This window comes from Yersinia sp. 2541 StPb PI, assembly GCF_052217145.1.
In the GTDB taxonomy this organism is placed as follows: Bacteria; Pseudomonadota; Gammaproteobacteria; order Enterobacterales; family Enterobacteriaceae; genus Yersinia; species Yersinia enterocolitica_E.
The window spans coordinates 1,600,196-1,620,072 of sequence record NZ_JAZGQB010000001.1 but is presented as its reverse complement, the minus strand read 5'-3'; the positions used below and the strand labels follow the sequence as shown (position 1 = coordinate 1,620,072).

Sequence of the window (19,877 nt, the reverse complement as noted above, 5' to 3'; positions counted from 1 at the left end):
CGCGTCGCTTTCGATATTCGGGACGCCGAAATAAAAAACGCCGCTTATGCGGCGTTTTTTATTGGCTATCGTCACGGTGGTAACCGTTACTTTTTGCCTGAATTACGCTGTAACTGATCACGCAGATTGGGTGGAGTGCCTTTAATAGTCAACGTATCTGTCGCGGCATCCCAAAAAATACGCTCACCCAGCAACAATGCATCAAAATTGATACTCACCCCCCCCCCACTGCCAGCAAATTTGGTTAACTGGCGCAAAGTACCGCGATCTGCTGGGAAACTCTCTTCTAACGCATAACCCTGTTCAGCCGAGAATTGCTGAAAATCTTTCTCACCCAGCGTTGGTAGCTCTTGAGAAAGCGCCTGCAACGCAATCTCTTCACCGGCTTGTAACTGCTCATTACAATAGCTATAAACCTGCTGACGGTATGCCTGGCGCTCATTTTTGCCAAGTTCAGCATCCGCGCAGTAATCATCAACCGCCTGTAATAAGCCCCGATTTTGTGCTTTGGTGTCCAGCCCCTCTGCTGCAGAGAGGAAATCCATAAAGAAGTCGGACACTTTGCGCCCTACCCGCCCTTTCAAGAACGTAAGGTAACGCGTGGATTCTGGATTATTTTCCCATTCGGTTAAATCGATACGGGCGACAATATCAGCACGGTTAATATCGAGATAATGAGTGGTACTGAGATCAAGTTGCTCATTCACTCGCATACTATTACAACTGCTCAGTACCGAGATAAGCAGATACTCCACCGCCAGATAACGATATTGGCAAAACAGCACCACACCGCCTTCGGCAAACGGATATTTGGCTAACTCATCACGTAAACGCCCGGTGGCAGCACGGCTAAAACTGAGGAAGTCTTCATCACCCTTACGGCTTCGTTTCAGCGCTTCAGCCAGCTCGCTCTGCTCATTAAACAGCCCGTAAGCTTTGCTTTTGGCGCTGTAAACACGATGCAGTTCGGCCATCATTTCTTCAACTACAGCATTGGCAGGTAACAGAGAATCGCGCAACACCACATCAAGCGTTTGTTCATCACGCTTGATAAGCTGATGTAAGGCTATCTGGTCAATATCCAGACTCATGATAAATACTCCTTTTGGCTAGGGGCGTATTCAATCACTGATGCCTGAGAGCTGCAACCCTAAAGCATTCGCGCCCCTCAATTAATGGCTAATGATTCTTAATGCTATAAAATAGCGGAAAAGCGTGTCTCTATACGGTAAGATGTGGGACTTTGTCAGGTATTGAGCACACTTTTTATGGCACAATCATCCCGTTATAGCGACGAACAAGTCGAAAAACTGCTGTCAGAATTGGTCAGCGTAATGGAAAAAAACCGTACTCCCACCAATCTTTCTTTGATGGTGTTGGGGAATATGGTAACAAATTTGATCAATACTAGCGTGGCCCCAGCGCAGCGCAAAGTATTGGCACGTTCTTTCGCTGAAGCTCTTCAAGCTTCGATAAGTGAAGATAAAGCTCATTAATTTATCGGCCAAGACTGCAATCTCAATATGGTGACAAATCGTCAGCGCTATCGTGAAAAAGTCTCCCAGATGATCAGCTGGGGGCACTGGTTCGCCCTGTTTAATATCCTGTTTAGCCTGGTGCTGGGTAGCCGCTATCTGTTTGTCTCCGATTGGCCCTCATCGCTGGTTGGCCGTATCTATGCCCTCGTCAGTTGGCTCGGGCACTTTAGTTTTATCGTTTTTGCTGCTTATTTGTTGGTGATCTTCCCACTCACCTTTGTGGTGATGTCGCAGCGACTACTCCGTTTCCTTTCCGCCGCCTTTGCCACTGCCGGCCTGACTCTGCTGTTGGTTGATACCGAAGTTTTCACCCGTTTCCATTTACACCTTAACTCGGTGGTATGGGAATTGGTGGTTAACCCAGACCAGACCGAGCTGGCGCGTGATTGGCAATTAATGTTTATTGCCGTGCCTGTCATTTTCCTGGTCGAGATGCTTTTCGGCACTTGGGCCTGGCAAAAACTACGCAGCCTTAACCGGCAACGCTTTGTTAAGCCGTTGGTGGCGGTGTTTATTTCTGCGTTCTTTGCCTCTCATCTGATTTATATTTGGGCCGATGCCAATTTTTATCGCCCAATCAGTATGCAACGCGCAAACCTGCCACTCTCTTACCCGATGACCGCCCGTAAGTTCCTTGAGAAACACGGCCTGCTCGATCAGCAGGAATATCAGCGTCGCCTGGTGGAACAAGGTAATCCAGATGCACTGGCGGTTGAATATCCACTCAACCCAATTACCTTCAGCGATAAAGGCAGTGGTTATAATTTGTTGCTTATTGTGGTTGATGGTATTCGTGCCAGTAGCCTGCAAAAAGACATGCCTACCCTGGCCGAATTTGGCCGTTCCAACATTCAGTTTGACAGCCACTACAGTTCAGGCAACCGTCAGGATACGGGCTTATTTGGCCTGTTTTATGGCATTTCGCCTACTTATTTAGACGGTATTCTCTCCGCGCGCGAACCCTCAGCGTTTGTTACAGCATTAAGCGCGCAGGGTTATCAGTTTGGTCTGTTCTCATCCGATGGTTTTGAGTCACCACTCTACCGCCAGGCACTGTTAGCTGATTTCACATTACCAACTCCCGCAGTGCAACCGGATAGCGAAACCACGGCACAGTGGCAGCAATGGCTGTCCACGCTCAACAATAATGCACCATGGTTCTCATACATTAACCTCAACGGGGCAGTTGAAGCACAAGACCCGGTAATCGGGCAGAAGGTTGCGTTACCGACTGACTTTATCCGTCACTACCAGGCAGGCGCAAAAGATGTAGATCAACAGATTGCGACTATTCTGGATACACTGAAACAGCGCGGTCAGCTCGATAAAACCGTAGTTATTATTACTGCAGCCCATGGTGTTGAATTTAATGACAGCGGCAATGATACCTGGGGTGCAAGCAGCAGCTTTAATCGCCAACAACTGCAAGTGCCATTAGTGGTTCATTGGCCAGGCACGCCAGCGCAGGCCGTGAATAAACTGACCAACCATGAAGATATCATGACAACGCTAATGCAACGTTTGTTACACGTCAAAACAGCGCCTGAGGATTATTCGCAAGGGGAAGATTTATTCGCCGCACAGCGCAATAATAACTGGGTGGCAACCGGTGACAATGGCATGTTAGTTATTACTACGCCAACACAAACCGTTGTATTAGATAATAACGGTGAATACCGCGCCTATGATGAGCAAGGCAATGAAATCAAAAATGAAAAGCCTCAGCTTCCATTACTGCTGCAAGTGTTGACGGATATAAAACGTTTTATTGCGAACTAGCTCTAAAAACAGGCATTGGTGCGCTCAAAAAACAAGCGAACGTTTTGCCAAGTCTTGCATTAATAACGGTAAAATGTAGTATAACCGTCATAGCATCGGCATGTAGCGCAGCTTGGTAGCGCACCGTCATGGGGTGTCGGGGGTCGGAGGTTCAAATCCTCTCATGCCGACCAAAATACCTCAAGAAAACCAATCCGTTAGGGTTGGTTTTTTTGTTTGTGGGATTTGACTGATGTGGCTATGGTGTAAAATAACCAGACGGCAAAAAGCCACGCGCACTACCTGCCAGAAGACAGGATAGTGCGACTCATACGTAGTTTTAATCGATAATGACTCGGCCATTAAGTGGCTGTACAGGGCGATTATTCGTATGATGAACCACAGAGCGGAATTGATTAATTTGTTCAGCAGAAGCGCTCGCAGGCTGCTCAAGCACCATCCAACTGACACCTTCAGAGCAAGGTGGTGTGGTTAGTGAGCCACTAAAGCGATAAAAATCAAACTTTTTGGGTAGCAATGCTTTGATATCAAGAGGCTTATTTAATATCGCCATTTGGTCAATCGCCGTTGGCATTTGCTGCCAAGCCTGTGCCAGTTGTGGATTTGCATCCCCCTGCTGGAACATGAGTGCGAGCACAGCCAGTGCCCCATCTTTATCTTTATAAACAAAATGAGCTTCTAACGGAAACTGTTTGCCATCAATCTCATTTTCACTTGGGGTATGGAAATGGAATTGCTGTAATGTGAAAGTATCGCCGTCCAGTTTCAGGGTATTGCCAGTGCTGACATTCACCTGAATCGTATGGCCGTTATTCACGATTTGCTGTTTACCTGGTTGGAAAGCCAACTCGAGTTGACTGTGATGGGTTTTCAATGCTCCGTGAATATTAACCGGCGACTGATTTTTACCTGTTTCGCACAGTGAGAAATCCGGTGAGAGCTTTCCCCAATGGGCAGGATCTTCCTGACCTTCATATCCCCAATGAGCATGTTCCGCCGCACAGACTGAAAAACTGGCGGCCAACAGCGCTGCAACTAATAACTGCCCTTTCATTTCTAATCCTTTTTACACAAAAAAACTGAATTAACCCTGACGAATATCCCATGCAAAGAATGATGTTATCGCTTAGGGTAAGAGAATAACCCAGCTTTTTTTAAGGATATGTCAGCCACATCCTACAGACAGGAGGAATAAGCTCTAATTAACTGAATTTAAATATATTTTTTAATCAACCAGAAATGTAACAAACTGCGTTTGTTCACCTGAAGTGATGGGTAAAATGGGGCGAGGGGAAATTAATGGAAAGGCCAAAATTATAATCAGCCTTTCCAACATTACGGGGTTATCGCGGGTTTAGAGCACTTCACCATTGCTGGCAATCACTTGCTTATACCAGTCAAAACTTAATTTGCGTGAACGCGCCATAGTACCAGTGCCATCATCATTTTTATCCACGTAGATAAAGCCATAACGTTTGCTATATTCACCCGTAGTGAATGATACACAATCAATACAGCCCCATGGGGTATAGCCCATTAAATCAACACCATCTTCAAATACCGCTTTTTTCATTTGCTCAATGTGGGCTTTGAGGTAAGCAATGCGGTAATCATCGTGGACCATACCGTCGGCAGCCACTTTGTCGATCGCGCCAAAACCATTTTCAACAATAAACAGCGGCTTTTGATAGCGCTCGTACAATACGCTCAGTGAATAACGTAAGCCGACAGGGTCAATCTGCCATCCCCAGTCTGACGCTTTAACGTGTGGATTTGGCACGCTGCCTTCAAAGCCAGAAAGTGAATTACCGCTGCCAGGGTTAGTAGCAGAAACGGCATTACTCATGTAATAACTCAGCCCCATATAATCAGCACAGCCATCACGCAGAGTATCAAGATCACCCTCTTCCATTTTGATGGTGAATCCGCGACGTTCCCACTCATTTAGAATATAGGAAGGATAGTAACCGCGCATATGGACGTCACCAAACAGATAACGCTCACGCATAGCTTCTACTGAATACATCATGTCATCAGGATGGCAGGAGAATGGATACAACGGCACCATCGCCACCATACAACCAATTTTGAACTCAGGATTAATGGCATGACCAAGCTTGACGACCTTAGCACTGGCAACAAACTGATGATGCAGCACTTGGTACAGCGTTTCCTCTGGATTTTCTTGCTCAGTAAACACTACGCCCGAACAGCAATAACCAAATAACGGATACTTCCAGTTGCGCTGATTATTGATCTCGTTAAAGGTCATCCAGTATTTAACTTTGCTTTTATAACGCGCCATCACCACTTCACTGAACTTCACGAAGAAATCGACCACCTGACGGTTTTTCCAACCACCGTATTCTTTCACCAGATGCCAGGGCATTTCGAAATGAGATAAAGTAATGACCGGTTCGATACCGTGTTTCAGTAACTCATCAAACATATCATCGTAAAATTGTAACCCGGCCTCATTGGGTTGCTGCTCATCGCCATTCGGGAAGATACGCGTCCAGGCAATAGAAGTACGGAAACATTTGAAGCCCATCTCAGCAAACAGCGCAATGTCTTGTTTGTAATGGCCATAAAAATCAACCGCTTCATGGTTAGGATAACGGTAGCCGTCCTGTACGCCATCAGTCATCACCCGGTCAATTCCATGCGCACCACCCGACAATACATCGGCGATACTCACACCCTTGCCGTCTTTATCCCAGCCGCCTTCAACCTGGTGTGCTGCAACTGCGCCGCCCCATAAGAAATCTTTCGGTAATTGTTTGTGGCACATTATTTTCTCCCTTAATACTGTGGGCAACTGTAGGCCCTTGAAATGAAAATCAATGGCGGGATGGCCCACCTGAATATTTAAACGGTTAACCCCGATTCATTTGCGCCTGAGTAATCGGCGCGCCAGATGCTTTAGCGCTGTTTTGCTGTTGCACACTTTCAGGCTCATCAGTAAACCCAACCAACCAAGTGAAAAGTGCGCCCAACACGAACGCTACCGTGATCGACAGCAAGAAACCAAGGAACTGCGCCATATGGCCCTCTTTGAAAAAGACCGGTAATACCGCAATACCCGGTAAGCAGTAACTCCATGACACCGCATTAGATGCCCCTGCGATAGCACCGCCAATTCCGCCAGCAGCACAACTGCATAAGAACGGTTTTTTTAGGCGTAGTGCCACACCATAAATTGCCGGTTCGGTAATACCGAACAACGCGGTGATACCGGCCGACAGTGAAATACCCTTCATCTCACTATTGCGGGTTTTTAAGTAAACGCCAAACATGGTGCCCGCCATGGCAAAGACAGCGGAAGCTTGTAAGCCAGTAAAGGTGTCATAACCCAGCGTCGCATAGTTACCAACGGTAACAGGCGTGATCCCCCAATGCACACCCAGTGTGACCAGCGGCTGCCAGAAAGCGCCGACCATAAACCCAGCCACTGCCGGGCTAAGGTTATAAAGAGAGTTATAAACACCACCAATCGCACCGCCGATCAGATTACCCACCGGGCCGAACACCAATAACGTTAGTGGCACCATGATGGCAATACAGAACATTGGGGTGAATAGATTGCGCACCACCATTGGCAGGATCCGCTCAAAGAAGCGCTGCACGTAAGACATGGCCCATACCATCAAAATAATCGGAATAACCGAGGCGGTATAGCTCAGGTATTGCACGGGAATACCGAAGAAATCCAAGGTTGGCGATGATAAGGGAATACCAGCGATAGTGTTTAAAATATGGGCCACTTGCGGATTATTCAGTGCTTCTTGCATTAGCTGCTGAACGGCTGGATCGGCCGAATTCAGCGTAGTAATTTTATTGGCCGTCAGCATATTCATATAATCAGGACTGATCAGGGCACAAGCGGTAATGACTGCGGTGAAAGGATTAACATTAAATTTTTTGGCAGCGGTAAAGGCCACCAGCACGGGTAGGAAGGTAAAACCGGTCCAGGAAACAAAATTCAGAATACGGTAGGTGCCGCTCGCCGCATCCATCCAGCCAATGGCGGCAAGAAATGAAATAATCCCCTGTAAAATACCGCAGGCGGCTAACGGGTAAAGGAATGGGGCGAAGATGCTGGAGATAATATCCATCAAACGGCTAACAATACCGACCTTGGGTGCAGCAACCGGGGCACTTTCATCGACATTAATCAAGCTGATGACATGTTTATAAGCATCGCCGACATGATTACCGATCACCACTTGCATTTGCCCACCCGCTTCAATAACGGTGATGACCCCTTTAACACGATTTAAACGTTCTTTGTCGACAATTTTATTGTCTTTCAATATAAACCGTAAACGGGTCGCACAATGTGTGACATTAATCACATTATTATCACCGCCAATATATTGGATAATTTCCTGAGCGGTCAGTGCGTAATCTATTGCCATTATTAATCTCCTGTCGCGGGTACTGAGCGTAAGATAAACAGAGCGTTATTGGCTTATTATTAATATTCGTAGCCGATTGAGATTGGATTCTAGCAAAAAGAAAAGCGAAGTCACGATATAACAAAAATCGTGAATCGGAATATGTTACACTCAAAAAACACAGTGTTTTATGGTGCTTTTTTATTAATTAATTGCGGGAGTTTTTTACCAATAGTTTCTATTATATATAATACTGGAATTTGAGTGGTAATATTATAATGCCCTTCCAATACAATAGGTGGCATATGATAGGAGATATTAAGGTCGGCCATTTTGGCCAGCGTTGAGTTATCACTGTTTGTCAGGCTGATTATTTTACAATTATGTAAACTGAACTGATTAGCAATACGGATAATCTCTTCGGTTTCACCCGAGACGGAAAATATGATAGCAATAGCATCCTGATACATATCGCTGTTGATAGGATAATAGGGATCGTCAATATAAGTACTAAACTTGCCAATATTCGAGAAGAAACGCGCGCTGTATTTCCCTAACGCCCCAGAGGTTCCTATACCCACAAAAATAATTCGGCGCGTGGCGGCTATTTGTGCCGCAGCCATATCCAATAAGTCATCAAACTCGCTATTATTAATACTTTTAAAATAGCTAATTATCTCACTGATACCAAAACTAACCGGTGGTTTTTCGTCATGCTCTACATATAATTTAAACCGCACCCGGAATTCAGAATAACCATCACAATTCATTTTTTTGCAGAATCGTAAAACCGTGGTAGTAGAAACACCCGCTGCATCAGCCAGTTCTCTGATGGTCATATACATCACTTTATCAGTGTTTTTTATGATGTAATTATAAACGATCAATTCCAGTTCGTTCAGCGCTGATATTTCTTTATATGTAAACATACTGATACCTAGATTCCCGTGATTCGCCTGTAATCAAGGCACTTATGCAACGCAATGGCCCAAGATAGCGAATTTAACATGAAATGGGGTCGCTAACGAGCCAGTTGTGGCTGAGAACTGAACTCATAGCTGTTACTCAGTAGAGTCAATATGAATAGGCCGGGCTATTAAGCCCGGCTTAGAGCACTGGCACTATTTTACGACCGGCCAATCAGGTACTCGATAACCTTGATTGACAGCTTCAATTAAAAGCCATTGTGGCAGTTCTGGTAAATCAATCAACGGCCAGTTTTCCCTTGTTGGCCATGCACGATAATCAGAGCGGATTGCTGTTAGCTCGGTACGTTGGGCTTGGGTTAGTGGGGTATCGTCGATACAATAATCACTGACCATCATCGGGTCGGTCGCAATAATAAAAGCATCGCGATAACTGCGAGCCTTTGCTGCCAGTTCATCCGCTGTAAGGGCTGGCGACGGTGGTACATCTACCCACTCAGAACGTCCAGCTATGACGCCTAGCATTTTCCCCTTTGGCGGCGTCTGTTTCCAGAACATCGCGACTTCCTCGTCTGTCGCCAAAACTGCATCAACAGGCCACGAATCCTCGGTGTAAGTTCCATCCTCTTTCCATGTTGTAGGAATGAATGATTTCAATGATGTTGAAAAATAAGCAGTAGTCATCTTAGTTTCCTATTGCGAATACAAATGCTGAAAAGGCACCCGCTACGCTATTAGCGCGCAAGTGAAAATTTGTCAGAGTCTTCGGCGTGGGGTCTGAAATGTTGTTGAACGAGATAGTCGGAAAATCCGTACCTGCGACGCCAAGACGGTGAAATATCCCCCACACGCCCAGTCGTGTATTTGGGAACGGCGTCGGGTAAATCCATGGGGCATCACCGCTGTCCCCTGAAGTTACCAGCCCCCATTGTACAATTAGTCCGCGAGGAACATCAGGGATTCGAATATAGTCATTCGCGGTGAAAGCCCGTTTGTTGAATAGATTCATGACCGCCGCAACACTTGGCAGTAGATTTGACGCAGTACCGGCTGTCATTTGTGCGTTAGTCGCAACACCTAATTTAGCTGCATCTCCCAAACCAAGGTTTAAGAGAGTACTTGCAACGGCTGCCGCCCCCGCATTTTTAATTTCCACAAGGTTATTGGCTGTTTTTAAAAATCCACCATCAGTAATTAATTTAGAGACAGCAGTCGCCACCTGATCAAACTTCTCACTGTCAGCATCAATATTCGCGGCAGAAAGAACACTCATTAATTCCCGCTGTAAGGTGTTAAACCATTCAGCCGGTAATATCGTTGGGGGAACGCCGCCGGCGACATTGCCGTCGGTAAATTCGCCATTATTGTCGGCGCGTGAATTAGGAATATCTCCAATTTTTTGCATAGTAATACCTCACCAATTAAGGCGTTTTAAATTAATAGAAATTGATTAGTTAGCTAACGTAGCCAAACTTCAGAATGCTATGAGACGGATTTAACACCGCAAACCGGCATTCAAGTTGTTTATTTCCCCATGACCGCAGCGGATCATTGCAATAAGTGAGGCCACATTGAGCATAATGAAGCGTGGTTTCGGGTGCAGTAATCAACCACGTGAATGGCCACTCGTCACCGTTCAATGCATCACGACATACCGACATACCTGCGCATGCTTGTCGGTATTGGGTGATAGCAATGGAGTAACCCAATGCCTTGGCCACACGGATAAAATAGGCCGCAGACTGGCCGCCGATGCCAAACAATTTCGACACCACTGCCCGCTGGCGCTGGATCATGCTGTCTACTTCACCAATGGCACATAGATCCGGTAGCCCCACAGTGGCTTCCCACTCAGGTAACATAGCCGTCGCCGTTGCCGGGAATGCCGCAGACAGCAAATCTTGCGCATCTTCATCGCTACGCTGATACGCATTCGCCAGCGCCCGCAAGACATCAGTCTGCACACCATCCGGTCGCCGTGGCCAGACTAATCCCATCGGCATTAATGCTTGCAAAGCGGTGGTATATTCACTGACAGAGTAGCGACTCATAGGTAGCTCACCGTACCCCTAATGGGGAGTTTGCCAGTTTGTAACTCAATATTGGCCGCCGGAGATTGCATAATAAAGCCCCCGGTTCCCGGGATCTCACCAATTGCCAGTAATAGTGATGACCACAAGATTTTGCCACCGGGTTCACCTTCGCTGAAAAACACCTCATCGATAGCGGCATTGATGGCGGTCGTGGTAGCACTGTCGGCATGCGATATCCCACTAATAATAAAATCAATGGGTTGTGCAACTGGCGCACAAACATAGACCAGCGCGATGATCGGTTGCTGTGGATAAATATTATCTGCCACCCGCTGTTGATCACCAGTGGCTTTTACCGCACCCCATGATTCCAGAGATGAAATACCGTCGCTACCTTGCGGAAAACCGTCGTGGTCGTTGTCATCGCACATAATATAAACCCCGACAGTCCCTGCCCCCATCAGCCGCCGTTTTACCCAACAACGGGTCACTCCCGGTACCCTTAATGCCCAAGATTGATAGTCGGTATCATTACCACCTTGCGGGATATTCTGGTAAGCCAATAGCATACGGGAACGAAATGCATCCTCAGATTCAATATCCGCACCGCCGGAAATTTTACTCAGTGCCGTGGCGGTGGCCTGAACACCATCAATAGCAATATCTAGCGTCAGCAGGGTGTCAGCCGCACTGTTACCCCGGCTACCGCCGCCAGTCGCATCCTCTAATGGACGGGGTAAAATGGCAGTAATAGCTCCCAGGACGTGGCCATCTGGAGAAATCTTCACTTCATTATCAAGCCGATACTGATAGCCGTCGGCCCGATTAAGCAAGCGGCCAGCAGGAATAGTTCGTCCGGCTATCCCACTAAAGCGAACGTCAGTCGCAGTAGCCGGATTTGCTGCTTTACGAAACACGTCTTTCAGTGCCGCCCAAGCCGCAAGGTACTCGTCGGTGGCATGGTATGGCGTGGCTTGCTGGGCGATATAATCCAGATAGCCATAGTGCAGGTGTGCCATCCCCGCATCTGCGTCACTGATAACGCCAATATTGGAGAAACGCAGTAAGTTGCCGCCGGTTTTCAGTTCCGATTGAATATAAGACTGATTGCGTTGTCGCAATTCACTTAACGTGGGTCGATTAAATGGCATGAATTACTCCTCCCATACCCATGAAAATTTCACTGAAGATTGGGCTTTACCCGGTTGTTGGTAAGCAATAATCAACAGCAATGTATTGGGGTAAATTATTTGTGCCCGGGTGTTTATGGCCGCCACAACACTATCCTCGGTCAGCCACGCCAATGCTTCTGCCGCGTAGTCCTCGGCTTTGATCGCAACCTGAGTGGTAAGTTTTTCCCGCCGCAATAACCACAACCGCGAACCAATAGCTGATAGCGCCCCGCTGTCCCCCCACCAGCCGCGGCGATCATCGCCATCAATAGCATCATCAATTCGCGCCAGACGGTCAGTAAACAAACTCAGTAAAATAGCGGTATGCAAATCATCGCCATCCAGCACTCCCCCGCGACCTGTCTGCCAATCCCCCAATGAGGCATCGACATCCCAAACCGTTTTAATATCTGTTGTCATTGCACCACCTTAGCGGGCGTCTCACTGGTAAGGGTCGCGCTGCCCGACTGTACATTTTTGAGTTGATGGTTGTGGCTGTTATAGGCGTCACGTAAGGTTTTCAGCGTGATGTTATTGCTGTCTGCGTTATCAACAATATCGCCGCTAACCTCGAGTAACGGCGTATTCAGCCTTACTTTTACCGATGCGTTTACCGTCACCGCGGTAGCATTATTGATTGTCACCGGCTGATTGTTAGCCTCAATGATTACCCCACTTTCCGTCAGTTTGATAAATTGCCCCCACTGGGAATAAATCACCGTTTCTCCGGCTGTTAGTCCTGAATGGCGATAAGCCGGATGGTTGGAGGCGATGATCAGGCCGTTGGATCGGTCCCCGCCCAGAAAACCGATAACCACGTCACTGCCAGCGGGCAATCCCGATGAAAAACCAAACTCAGCCAGCCTGGGGGTATCAGAGTGGACTTCCAGTTGGGTTTGATACTGCACAGTTTGTATCCCGTCACTGTCGTCAACGGCACTCACTCGCCCGAGTCCCAACAGCATTTTTATCTGCCGGTACAGGGTCGAAATTTGCCCGGTTAGGTCATTCATAGTTAGCCCCTATGTCACTTAATGTTGTAAGGCTGGAATGTGAAGGCAGCAGGTGGCATCAGGGTCATTTTGCTCGTCGTCCCTTTCTCATCTTTGGCATAAACCACTTCCGAGAGTAGCCACAGCTCATCATTAAGCCCAAATGCTGGAATAGTAATGGGAATCAATGTATTAACTTCCCATAGCCGGCCATCGCGATCGCGCCAACTGTCAACTTGCACTGTCAAGACGTTGGCGCGACCAGAGCGGCGGTTCATTTCCCATTCGATGCAATCTTTCAGCAAATGTGGCGAGTTCACGGTACTTTCGACGATAATGACCCGGTTACGATGGCGGGCCGGAAATTGTTCGGCCAATAGTGTGTCTCGCGTGGTAGCTCGCACCGAGGTGTTATCCCCACCCGAGGCAGAATGCCTGGCTGCGGCATTGGAAGAGAGCACCACGCCGATGTAATCAACAAAGCGTTGATTGATATCGGTATGAAGATTGGCACTAAGAATATTGATGCCCTGTGCCACACCACTTGCAGCTTTATGCGTTCCAGCGCGGGTCAGATATAAGTTGCCATCCGGCTGGTCGTAATAGAGCAATGCAGCAGAGCGCGTGACGTGATCAATCACCGCTTGCGCCGTTTCCCCCCAATTCAGAGTGAATTTCGGCACAATGGTCATATCGGTAATATCAGAGGTCACTTCGATGCCGTAAGGTTCGGCCAGTTTTTGCGCAATCTGTAACACCGTGGACTGACTAATCACGCTGTTTGTCCATTCAGCAGAGCAATCCACCAGATCCTGGCACTTACTGCGCCCCGAGGCACTGACTTGATGTGTTGTGGCCGCAATAGCGCAATCCCAACTGTCAATATAGCCATTTAACACAGCATCATTACCCAACTTAACCACGCAAGGAGCACCAGGGTTAATCCACTGCTGCCCTCCACTGGCGGGATAACGATCCATCAGCGATAACTCAAAGCTACTGGGTAATTTTTCAATGCTCCGCGTGACCTGAACTTTGCTCCAACCGGTGATCGCTCTGCCACCTACCTCCAGTGTTAAGTCATCACTTGGCATTTTATTATTCATAGATTCAATGCCCTAAATCGAATTGGCATAAATGCCGGATGAATCGGATTCGCCATTTTCACTAGTGCATCACCACGTAGCGCATCCTGATATAACCGATTCGCCAGCATCAGCGCGGGTAGTGAGCGGTTAAAACTAACCTCGTTGATGCGAGATAAATTCGCCCCGGACTGTTGCAATAGCGCCACGATAGATTCGCGCATTTGCATCAGTGCACGGTAGGTTTCATCATTGCCGCGATCGGCGGCGGCCAGTGCTGAGCTATCAATCACCTTACTGACCCTGCCAAGTACAGCGACAGCATCGTCATAACTTTCCGGTTGATACTGCGCCGCCGCGATAGCCATCCCTCCGGCGCATAAAGTCATCATTAAATGATGGCTGGCGTCAGCAATTGCGATATCACTGCTATTGGCTCGGAAGGCGTCGTAGTGAGCCGCTGTCAGGCTTTCCATCATGCGGATAACATCCAGTGTGCTAAAACCACCATTTAGCAGCGTGTTAACCAGAGTGAGTAACTTGTCGGCATGCCCCTCAACACTGTTAGTCGCAAGTAACTCATTCACGGCAGCACTGATTGCCGCTCGCCCTTCGACGATAAACGCCAGCCGTTGCGCCACTAACATGGGTAAGTTGGTGGTATCACTTTGCTGGTTCACAGCTTCCGTCACGCCCGAACTGCTGCCACCGACAGTACCGTGGTTAAAGCGGCCATAACGGTTTCGGCCAAAGGTTGAGCGCAGTGCGTTACCCAGATTACTGGCCTCATTGGCAGTATTCGTTACCATTCGGCTCCAAAATTCCGCCGTACTTTTCAAGGTTTTTATTACCTGAGTGGCCGAGCGCATCTCTCCTTTTACCGTTGAGATAAAACCAGCGACTGCTTTGGCGCTCAATCCCAGCCAAGAGGAGTGCGCAGACGCGCTCATTTCAGCCATACCGGTGATGGCAAAGGCACGTAAGCCGGATTCGATAACGGTTAAGCTGAACGCGAATACCCGCTCGCTGCCAACACCTTCATCAATTTTCAGCCCCGTGTCAGCGATGCTGACAGTCATCTCACCCAAGGTTGGGTGGACCAATGTCCCTGGCCCGGCCATTTCACAAGCTGCGATCAATGAATCGCGCTGAGTCATTACATCAGGTGCGGCATAGATCTGGCTGTTTTGTACCAAAAATCCAGTTAAAACAATGTTCCGCGTACTGCGCCCCAAATCCTCGATATAGCTGGTATCGCGATAAGGGTAAGTGTGCACTGCCTGACGACGACCAAAACTGCCCTTGCTATTCAGGACCACGAAGGGCACTCCCCGAAAGGAGGCTTGATGGAGGTGTTCCGACCATTGCCAACTGTCGTCGCTTCCTCCCAAGAGCGCTGATAGTGCGTTATTGATAAGTGACATTTCGTTCTCCTGTCCAGTAGTAGACATTAGGAAATAAAAAACCCGCCGGAGCGGGTTATATCGATATGCTGATTGGTTAATTTTTACGGATATTAATAGGGAATTACATCTGCATGGCGTGAGCTATTCTGCTGCCTCCCTGAGTTGGGATCACTAAGCTTTCACCGCTTCGACTGTCGATTAACGTCAATTCAATCTGCACCCGATTGTTCTGCATCGCGGTAGCGATAACATCAGCAATAGCATTAACGTTAAAGCCCCCCACTGAGTCAGTATAAAAAGGTGATTCAGCTGTAGGGATGCTGCCTATATTATTATCTGGTACAAGAGAAGATGAGGGGCTAAGGGAATAGGGATCTTCAGCACCGAATTCAGTTATGCGATTGTTGCTCCAGGTGTTCTGCGTTTGTGTTTGAGTTTCAACTTCAACCCCGGATCCCAGATTAAAAAGATCGGTTAATGGAGTGGACTCAATTTTAATTGGCCGGCGTCCGGAAATATCACCCGCACTTTCAGTCTGATAATTTATTTTCTCTGCATCATTGGGCTTAATATGATCCTGATATTTCTTACGAAATCCATCAGTCATAAGACCGCTATTAAGCATGGTTATTTCATACCAATTAAGTTGTTTTTTAAAATCTGTATTATTATATGCCCATCGCATTTTCGCCGAATCATTACCACTGATTACCCCTAAAGTACGCATTATGGCAAAATTATCTGGACCATAAGTCAGCGTGTCAGTTAAACCACCAATGCCATCAGCCACTGAGCCATCAGAGACAAGAATTTCGTATCCGATGTTAGATAGCTTATCTTTCAGACCATCCCAAGCAGCACTTAACTCATCGGTGTTCTGGTCTAACTCTGTCAATTGTATATTAAGCTCAGGATCAATAGTTAGGCCAAATAGAGTAGATTTAGCCAGCAAATCTTTTAGTTGCGCCCCCTCTCGCAGCAACTCAATAGTATTACCGTCTATTTTCAGAGCATTCGTCAGTTTACTTTGTACTTGGGGTGCCATTTGTGGAAAATCCTCGGCAATTTTAGCTATTGTTGCTGTAGCATCAACCGTGCCATTTTCATTACTGATAATGTCAAACCCATACTCATGTAGCTGCGCCAGCCCCTGAACATTATGGCCCCATAGCATATTATTCAAATTGCTGTAGAGCTGCTCAGTTGATTTTATCGCAGCCATTTGTTCAACACCTCGAATACGCATAGCGCCACTTATTTGACTAAATTGATCAATAGGTGCATTAACGTTCCTCGCCGCTGTATTTATTTTACGGGCCTCATCAGCACCATTATTAAGCCATTCCACTCCCGCAGTTCCAACAGCAATAATTGTGTTTCCACCACCAGCTAATTTATAGTTACTGAATATTTGAGGTGGTATTTTAGATAATGGAGAAACCGTATTCATATTGTATTTATTAGCCATTTTTGCCAGCCTTAATTTTATTAATCCGCCCGGCCTGCTGGCACCACCACATTAAGCTACTGTAGGTCAGGGACCAGGCATCGCCCGGCCCCCAGCTATAATAGTAAGTGACGTCAGCGATTATTTCGCGCCATCGCCCCCTGTTGGGGAGTAGGCTAAAAAACCCATCATATAAACCTCACAGGCTTTATAGTCGGTAAAAGCCATTTTCTTGATAGCCTCACGCGGCACCCCTGAGACCAAGGCAATCAGCAATCCCATACCGCTGAGCGAACCTGACTTGGTTTGCTCATCGTAGAATTGCTGTACTTGCAACAGTGTCGGTTCACTAAGCTCGACCACCTCGTAGGTGGTCTTGGTTGCGTCGTGTTGAATGGCTTTCACCAGTGAAATAGTTTTACTGCGCTCCAGTACAGTCATATCAATTCTCCGTCACCGAACCGCCTTCCCAGCTCACATCAACCGTGCCTTCAGTGCTGTCAACCACCAACGTGCTCACCGACCACATGCCGCTACCAATAATGGTTTTGCCGTTCGCCAATTCGCAGACAATATTGACATTGGTCTGGTCGTTAAAATCACTGATAGAGACCCCGCCGCTGTCACGGATAGTGCAGGAAATGGACGGTGCCACCACGGTTTCTTTATAGCCATGTACCCCATCCATGCCCATGACGGTTTCACGTTTTACCTTTGAAGGGCTGTATTTGAACTGACCGGCCACCATAATAGTAATGCCATCAACGGTGACATAAGCCGTACCTGCCAGGCGGTTTGAAGTATCGCTCATAATTTATTTCCTATTTTGTTAGTGCATTAAATGGCTAAGGGTTAAACAGCCGCTTGCAGACGGAATTGATTGAGAACCGCAAAGATACGCAACTGATTAATCAGCACACCGGTCCACAACACATCAACACGATTTGGATTACTGGCATTTTTCTCAACTATCAGGCCACGGGCGAAACCTTTGGCATCCTGAACATAGCCATTAAATTCTAGGGTCTGATACTGAGCAATCAGCTCGGCACGGATGATATTTGGCGTGATGATGGCCGAGCCTGGTGCAAAACGGGTACCATCGGCAGCCAACTTCATGCGAGCAAACTTCGAGGTCACCTGAGTTCGTAGGTAGCGCGTGACAAACATCAATAAGAACAAGGTCTCAATTTGCAAATAACTATCATCCGCAGCACCGTATTTGTTGGTCTGATAAGTCGTAATGATATTTTCGATTTGAACTGTCCCGTCGTCCGCCACCGTCACGGTTGAAATACCGCTATGCAGCAAGTTATTCCGCTCAGTCAGGGTAAAACGGCTAGAAAGGGGCGCTGCCAATACACCACTTACTGCCAACGTTTGCAGTGGGCGGCCGGGATCATTACGCAAGCTTTGTGCAATAGCACCAACATACGCGGCTGACCAGAGGTAAGCCGGTGTCGGCGAGTTATGGATCCCGAGCAATGAGGCATGTTGGTCATTACGCAGTTCACCGGCCGCAGTCAGTTGACCATAGGTGCCGGAGTGAGCGGCAAAGCTGTGACCATACAGTTGCTGACTATAGCTCCAGCGCCCGGTGCTATCAGAAAGGAATGCCTTGATGGCATCCAATGACGCGGTATCCGTGTAAGGGTTGATAATGAAATCGAAGGTACGATCTTGTAAGTTTGCCAGGCCACTTGCCAGTTCAGGCGCGCCTGCACCGCCTGCCATCGGGGTGATCGACAACACCAGACTCTCCGGAGTGGTCTCTCCACCGGCACTCCCCAAATAGTTCAAACGCAGATCGATATTGTTGCCATGTGCTCCTTTGTTTTTGGCTGTTAGCACCACAACAGCGCCTTCCGATACGCCATCACCAGTATGGGCAACCGTTACCGGTAATTCAGGTTTACTCTCGATTGCCGCTGCCAGCGCCAGAGCGATGGTATTGGCATCATCAGTCGGCACTACCGTGGTTTGTACACGAATACCGGCGATATACAGTGAGATAACACCGGTTGCTGATGCCGGGGTCGTCACGGTAATTTTACCGATGGCAGCAACCATAGCTTCAGAGTCGCGCAATGGTAGAAGATAGATTTCGCCAGCGCTGTCATTGGCCAGATATGCTGCCATTTGCCCATGTAGCATTGAACCTGCACCACACAAACCGGCAACGGTGGCGACAGATGAAACCAGCAGCGGCACATTGACGGGCAAAGTGCTTTCCGCCAGGGTTTGCCCGATAATCAAAGTCCGTTGAGGGGTGCTCGCTGTGTTAGCTTGGGAATTATCAAACTCGGCAAAGAACAGTGGCGTACGCAGATTACTCGGGATATTAGTGAAAGGAATTGTCATAATTTTTTACTCTCCGTTGTTAACACTTAAAATGCAGGTTTCGCTGTTTTTACCGTAACCTGCACCACATCACCGTCTTGAATACGACGGTGCCAAAATGGGTTATCAGGAACCTCTGCGCCAGATTCAGGCAAAAAGGTGCCCTTGACCGGGTCACGCACTGCGCGGCCAGTCATCGGTTTTACAAACATAGGGTTACTCCGAAAGGGTGATGGCGATCAGCGGGTCTGTGGTGCCATCAGGCATATCAATCGCAATGTCGATACCTGTCAGTGGCGTGGTTTCTACTGGGAAGAAGTCTTCCGGCCCTTGGTAATACTCAAGATCGAGTTCTATTTTCACTTCAGCAAAATGTTGCTCGCTGCTGGTATCGATACCCATCGTGGTACGCACTTTGGCAAATTGATGAATCTGGCGAGTCAGTTCATAACTGTTAATCACTGCCCGTTGAATCTGTTCACACAAACGCTCAAGTGCCGATGCCGCTTCCGTGACTCGATTTACTGCCTCACTTAGTTGGATATGTCCGCTAATGCGTAAGGTGGTCATGGTATTAAACTGCGGTACATTGCGGCCAATAGACTCTTTTACTTCAAGTGGTGTCTGTAACAAAATGGCTGGATAAGTGGTTACCGGCCATGCATCAGTTGAATAGATACGACCTTCCGCATCTGTTTTGCCCAATAATGCGGCAGCGGCCAGTTGCCTGATTAGTGCAGCATTCATAGGCTCACCTGATAA

21 protein-coding genes and 1 tRNA gene are annotated in these 19,877 nt (G+C 47.7%); 3 read left to right on the top strand and 19 right to left on the bottom strand.

Features of this window, described 5'->3' with window-relative positions:
* Positions 1-86 precede the first annotated feature (86 nt).
* Complete coding sequence (gene yejK / locus V1953_RS07155) at positions 87-1,091, bottom strand: nucleoid-associated protein YejK (protein ID WP_442850794.1); 1,005 nt, start codon at positions 1,089-1,091, stop codon at positions 87-89.
* Positions 1,092-1,268: 177 nt separating this feature from the next.
* Between yejK and V1953_RS07150 the strand changes: the two genes are divergently transcribed.
* The 3 genes from V1953_RS07150 (at position 1,269) to V1953_RS07140 (ending at position 3,490) form a co-directional block, all read left to right on the top strand.
* Positions 1,269-1,496 (top strand): YejL family protein, encoded by a 228-nt coding sequence (locus tag V1953_RS07150; RefSeq protein ID WP_372559402.1) that lies wholly within the window; start codon positions 1,269-1,271, stop codon positions 1,494-1,496.
* A gap of 27 nt (positions 1,497-1,523) precedes the next feature.
* Positions 1,524-3,317: an LPS biosynthesis-modulating metalloenzyme YejM gene (gene yejM / locus V1953_RS07145; protein WP_442850793.1), complete on the top strand. Its 1,794-nt coding sequence runs from the start codon at positions 1,524-1,526 to the stop codon at positions 3,315-3,317.
* 96 nt (positions 3,318-3,413) lie between these two features.
* Positions 3,414-3,490, top strand: a tRNA-Pro gene (locus tag V1953_RS07140).
* 146 nt (positions 3,491-3,636) lie between these two features.
* Here V1953_RS07140 and V1953_RS07135 read toward each other — a convergent pair.
* From V1953_RS07135 to V1953_RS07050, 18 genes are all read right to left on the bottom strand, one after another.
* The gene (locus tag V1953_RS07135; protein WP_083158343.1) at positions 3,637-4,371 is read right to left on the bottom strand and encodes a carbonic anhydrase; all 735 of its coding nucleotides are present in this window, start codon (positions 4,369-4,371) and stop codon (positions 3,637-3,639) included.
* Positions 4,372-4,671: 300 nt separating this feature from the next.
* Positions 4,672-6,108: a 6-phospho-beta-glucosidase gene (locus tag V1953_RS07130; protein WP_442850792.1), complete on the bottom strand. Its 1,437-nt coding sequence runs from the start codon at positions 6,106-6,108 to the stop codon at positions 4,672-4,674.
* A gap of 85 nt (positions 6,109-6,193) precedes the next feature.
* Positions 6,194-7,735 carry a PTS transporter subunit EIIC gene (locus V1953_RS07125; protein ID WP_083158341.1) on the bottom strand — a complete coding sequence of 514 codons (1,542 nt, stop codon included), beginning with the start codon at positions 7,733-7,735 and terminating at the stop codon, positions 6,194-6,196.
* Positions 7,736-7,902: 167 nt separating this feature from the next.
* Entirely contained in the window at positions 7,903-8,643 is a 741-nt protein-coding gene (locus tag V1953_RS07120; protein ID WP_083158340.1) for a MurR/RpiR family transcriptional regulator, read from the bottom strand.
* Positions 8,644-8,835: 192 nt separating this feature from the next.
* Positions 8,836-9,324, bottom strand: coding sequence for a phage tail protein (locus V1953_RS07115; RefSeq protein WP_442850791.1), 489 nt, complete (start codon positions 9,322-9,324; stop codon positions 8,836-8,838).
* Between the two features lies 1 nt (position 9,325).
* Positions 9,326-10,045 carry a gp53-like domain-containing protein gene (locus V1953_RS07110; RefSeq protein WP_442850790.1) on the bottom strand — a complete coding sequence of 240 codons (720 nt, stop codon included), beginning with the start codon at positions 10,043-10,045 and terminating at the stop codon, positions 9,326-9,328.
* 49 nt (positions 10,046-10,094) lie between these two features.
* Positions 10,095-10,691, bottom strand: coding sequence for a YmfQ family protein (locus V1953_RS07105; RefSeq protein ID WP_083158339.1), 597 nt, complete (start codon positions 10,689-10,691; stop codon positions 10,095-10,097).
* Entirely contained in the window at positions 10,688-11,824 is a 1,137-nt protein-coding gene (locus tag V1953_RS07100; protein ID WP_442850789.1) for a baseplate J/gp47 family protein, read from the bottom strand. The genes V1953_RS07105 and V1953_RS07100 overlap by 4 nt, the downstream gene beginning before the upstream one ends.
* Before the next feature lie 3 nt (positions 11,825-11,827).
* Positions 11,828-12,265 (bottom strand): phage GP46 family protein, encoded by a 438-nt coding sequence (locus tag V1953_RS07095; RefSeq protein ID WP_083158337.1) that lies wholly within the window; start codon positions 12,263-12,265, stop codon positions 11,828-11,830.
* On the bottom strand, positions 12,262-12,858 hold the full coding sequence (locus tag V1953_RS07090) for a phage baseplate assembly protein domain-containing protein (RefSeq protein ID WP_083158336.1): 597 nt from the start codon (positions 12,856-12,858) through the stop codon (positions 12,262-12,264). The genes V1953_RS07095 and V1953_RS07090 overlap by 4 nt, the downstream gene beginning before the upstream one ends.
* 14 nt (positions 12,859-12,872) lie before the next feature.
* The gene (locus tag V1953_RS07085) at positions 12,873-13,943 is read right to left on the bottom strand and encodes a phage baseplate assembly protein (protein ID WP_442850788.1); all 1,071 of its coding nucleotides are present in this window, start codon (positions 13,941-13,943) and stop codon (positions 12,873-12,875) included.
* Positions 13,940-15,346 (bottom strand): DNA circularization protein, encoded by a 1,407-nt coding sequence (locus V1953_RS07080; protein ID WP_442820721.1) that lies wholly within the window; start codon positions 15,344-15,346, stop codon positions 13,940-13,942. The genes V1953_RS07085 and V1953_RS07080 overlap by 4 nt, the downstream gene beginning before the upstream one ends.
* Positions 15,347-15,449: 103 nt before the next feature.
* Positions 15,450-16,796 (bottom strand): chemotaxis protein, encoded by a 1,347-nt coding sequence (locus tag V1953_RS07075; protein WP_442850787.1) that lies wholly within the window; start codon positions 16,794-16,796, stop codon positions 15,450-15,452.
* A gap of 120 nt (positions 16,797-16,916) precedes the next feature.
* The gene (locus V1953_RS07070) at positions 16,917-17,216 is read right to left on the bottom strand and encodes a phage tail assembly protein (RefSeq protein WP_042568283.1); all 300 of its coding nucleotides are present in this window, start codon (positions 17,214-17,216) and stop codon (positions 16,917-16,919) included.
* 1 nt (position 17,217) lies between these two features.
* Complete coding sequence (locus V1953_RS07065; RefSeq protein ID WP_042568284.1) at positions 17,218-17,586, bottom strand: phage tail tube protein; 369 nt, start codon at positions 17,584-17,586, stop codon at positions 17,218-17,220.
* Between the two features lie 41 nt (positions 17,587-17,627).
* Positions 17,628-19,136 (bottom strand): phage tail sheath subtilisin-like domain-containing protein, encoded by a 1,509-nt coding sequence (locus V1953_RS07060; protein WP_442850786.1) that lies wholly within the window; start codon positions 19,134-19,136, stop codon positions 17,628-17,630.
* Between the two features lie 26 nt (positions 19,137-19,162).
* The gene (locus tag V1953_RS07055) at positions 19,163-19,327 is read right to left on the bottom strand and encodes a DUF2635 domain-containing protein (protein WP_071843434.1); all 165 of its coding nucleotides are present in this window, start codon (positions 19,325-19,327) and stop codon (positions 19,163-19,165) included.
* Positions 19,328-19,331: 4 nt separating this feature from the next.
* Positions 19,332-19,862: an ATP-binding protein gene (locus V1953_RS07050; RefSeq protein WP_442820718.1), complete on the bottom strand. Its 531-nt coding sequence runs from the start codon at positions 19,860-19,862 to the stop codon at positions 19,332-19,334.
* Between the last annotated feature and the right edge of the window lie 15 nt (positions 19,863-19,877).